Here is a 3,698-nt window from a genome sequence, read left to right on the forward strand (position 1 = left end):
TTCGCGAGCAAGCCCGCTCCCACACTTAATCGAGGTCATTTCAGCTCATTTGTGCACTCAGGGTCGCTCTAAACCCTGGTATACGGGGACTTCTGCCAACCCCTGTCACAGAACCGTCATCCCCCACCCCTAGCGTGCCCTCCCAGTTGCCGGGCCACTTGCCTGGCGCCAACCGATTCTTGGGGAGGATTGCATGTACAAGCGCACCGGGCTCGTCAGCTTTACGCTTACCGCCTTGGCCCTGGCGATGGCCAGCGAACGGCTGAATGCGGCCGACGCGGCCGCCACCGAGCATGTCGAAGTGGTCGGCCAGGCCGCCGCCATCGACCAGGCGCTCAAAGAGCAGCGCAGCGCCGACAGCATCAAGAGCGTGGTGCATGCCGATGGCGTGGCCCAGTTGCCGGATCAAAACGTTGCCGAAGCGGCGCAGCGCCTGCCGGGCATCAGTGTGGAGCGCGACCAGGGCGAAGGGCGTTTCGTCAGCGTGCGCGGCCTGGGCCCGGACCTCAACAGCGTGACCATCAACGGCACCCTGGTACCCGCCCCGGAAAGCGCACGCCGCGCCGTGGCCCTCGACGTGCTGCCCTCCGAGCTGGTGCAGTCGCTGTCGGTGATCAAGACCCTGACCCCGGACATGGACGCCAACTCCCTCGGCGGCACCGTCGATGTGCAAAGCCTGTCGGCCTTCGACCACAAAGGCCTGTTCTACACCGGCAGCAGCGAAGCCAGCTACGACAAGAACACCCGCCAGACCAGCCCGAAATTCTCCGGCGCCGCCAGCAACCGATTCAGCCTCGGCGACGGCATCGACAACTTTGGCGTGGCCGCCGCTCTCAGCTGGCAGAAGCGCGACTTCGGTTCGGACAACGTCGAGACCGGCGGCGCCTGGGACTTCACCGACGGCGCCAGGCTCAACGAATTCGAACAACGCGACTACGACATCAGCCGCGAACGCGCCGGCGGCGGCCTGAATTTCGACTACAAGCCCGATGACCTCAGCAGCTATTACCTGCGCACCCTCTACAGCCGCTACACCGACACCGAAACCCGCAACGCCACCAGCCTCGAATTCGCCGACCCGCAGGCGCCGGGCGAGCTGGGCGATGCCGAGGGCAAACGCAAGCTGAAGCACCGTGAGGAAACCCAGAAGATCCAGTCCTACGTATTCGGCGGTGAGCGCATGCTTGGCCTGTGGACCCTCAGCGGCCAGGCGGGTTACAGCCAGTCCAGCGAAGACAGCCCGGCGCATATCGCCGGCGCGACCTTTGACGGCGGCGATTTTGCCAACAGCGGTTTCTACGACAAGGACAAGCCGCGCCCGATCATCGGTGCCGGCTTCTACGACGCGAGCAACTTCACCCTCGATAAAGTCGACTGGGAAAAACAGAACACCCAGGACACCGAGAAAAACCTGCGCCTGGACCTGGCCCGCGACTACGACCTGAGCGGCTACGCGTCCCAGGTCAAATTCGGCGGCAAAGTCAGCCGCCGCCACAAGGACAATGACCTGCAAGCCTGGGTGTATGAGGACTTCGACACCCTCGGCTTCAGCGCCGATCAACTCAACCTCAGCCAATTCCAGAAGGGCAAGGTCGACTATCGCCTCGGTCACTACGGCCCCGGCATCAGCCCCAGCGCCATCAAGCAGCTGATCGGCGGTCTCAACCCGGCGGATTTCTACGACGAGACCGAATCGCGGGTCAACGACTTCACGATCCGCGAAGACATCAACGCCGGCTACCTGATGAACACGATCGATATCGACGACTGGCGCTTTATCGCCGGCCTGCGCTACGAAGGCACCGAGTTCGAAGCCAAGGGCACCGGCGCCACCGACGGTGTGTTCACCCCCACCGAGACCAAGCGCCGCTACCACCACTGGCTGCCGGGCCTGCATGCGCGCTACCAGATCGACAAAAACACCCAAGTGCGAGCGGCCTGGACCAAGTCCGTGGTGCGCCCGACCTTCGGCCAGCTGGCGCCGGGTTTTGTGATCGACGATGACGAGGCGACCTTCGGCAACCCGGACCTCAAGCCCCTCGAATCGAGCAACCTCGACCTGGGTATCGAGCACTTCATGGGCCGCGCCGGCACCGTGTCGGCCTTCGTGTTCTACAAAGACATCAAGAATTTCGTCTACAACACCGACCTTGCCGGCACCGGGGCCTGGACCAACTTCGCCGAGGCCCACACCTACGACAACGGCGACAGCGCCAAGCTGTACGGCCTGGAGTTGGCCTATTCGCAGAAATTCGACTGGCTGCCCGCGCCGTGGAACGGCTTGCTGATCGGCGCCAACAGCACCTTCAGCCGCTCCAGCGCGGACATCGAAGGCTTCGACGCCGCCAGCGGCACAAACCGCAAACGCAACATCAGCCTGCCCAATCAGTCGGACACCGTCGGCAACCTGATGCTCGGCTGGGAAGACGACAAGCTCAGCCTGCGCCTGTCGGCCAACTACAAGTCGGCCTACCTGTACGAGCTGGCCTCGATCAACGACAAGGCCCACGACCTGCATGTCGACGCCCAGACCTTCGTCGACTTCAGCGCGCGCTACTCGCTCACCAAAAACCTGCAAGTCAGCTTCGAGGCCCAGAACCTCACCGACGAGTCGTACTTCGTCTACACCGGCCACCGCAGCTACAACGGCCAATACGAAGAGTACGGCCCGACCTACACAGTGGGCCTGACCTTTACCCATTTCTGAATTCAACACATTCCAACTGTGGGAGGGGGCTTGCCCCCGATGGCGGTGGATCAGCCACCCCATTCGGCAAATGACACACCGCCTTTGCCACATTGGATCTTCATCGTATTCACAGGATTTGTTTGTTCATGAGAATCTCCAAGCTGTACCTGCTGATCGCCCTGGCCTCCAGCAGTCATGCGTTCGCCGCCGACCTGGCACTGACCCCGTGGGCACCCAGCCTGAAGGCCGAAGCCATCGCCTTCCTGCCCAACACCAGCGAACGCCTGGCCGCCAGCCCCCGCGACGGCTTGCAACTGCTCGACAGCAAAGGCGCCGAACTGGCGCGTTTCAACGGCAATTTCAGCAGCCTCGACACCCGCGCCGCCGGGGCCCAGGTGCTGGTCGCCAGCCTTGACAACGACCGGCAGCAGGCGTTGCTGATCAGCCTGGACAGTGCCGGCAAAAGCTGGGGCAAACCGCTGTACCTGCCGACTCGTGACTACCCGGTGAATGGCCTGTGCCTGTACCGCGATTCGGCGGCCAACCTGTTTGTGTTCCTGGTGGGCGAGGAGGGCAAAGGCGAGCAATGGCTGGTGGGCAATGGCGCCACGCTGCTGACCGAACCGCAACGCGTACGCGGTGTGCCGCTGCCGCCGTCGGCGCAGTTCTGCCAGGTGGATGATGCGTCGAATCAGTTGGTGGTGAACGAAGAAAACGTCGGCTGGTGGGCCTACCCGGCGCACCCGGAGGCCGAGGTGAAACGCACCCCGGTGGCGTTGTTCGACAGCCCCAGGCGCGAAGCCGGCGCCATGGCGCTGGTGCCGGGCGGCATGGTTGCGCTGGACCCGAAGAGCGCCCGACTGCACCTGTTCCAGCAAACCGGCGAGCGTTGGGTCGAGCAATCGAGCCTGTCCCTGCCTGGCTTGAAGGAGCCCGAACAGCTCAGCGTCCAAGGCCGGCAATTGCTGGTGCGTGACGACGACAGCGGCGCGCTGTACCAGGGCACGCT

1 protein-coding gene and 1 pseudogene are annotated in these 3,698 nt (G+C 63.7%); both read left to right on the top strand.

Going from position 1 to position 3,698, the window contains the following annotated elements:
- Positions 1-193 precede the first annotated feature (193 nt).
- Complete coding sequence (locus WBR57_RS13830; protein ID WP_424084290.1) at positions 194-2,707, top strand: TonB-dependent receptor; 2,514 nt, start codon at positions 194-196, stop codon at positions 2,705-2,707.
- Positions 2,708-2,835: 128 nt separating this feature from the next.
- Positions 2,836-3,698, top strand: a pseudogene (locus tag WBR57_RS13835) (phytase); the annotation flags it as partial.

Source organism: Pseudomonas sp. (assembly GCF_049590575.1).
Taxonomy (GTDB): Bacteria; Pseudomonadota; Gammaproteobacteria; order Pseudomonadales; family Pseudomonadaceae; genus Aquipseudomonas.

Bases quoted from the DNA above. Each gene is read 5' to 3' on its own strand.
- WBR57_RS13830 (WP_424084290.1), top strand. From the start codon at position 194: ATGTACAAGCGCACCGGGCTCGTCAGCTTTACGCTTACCGCCTTGGCC.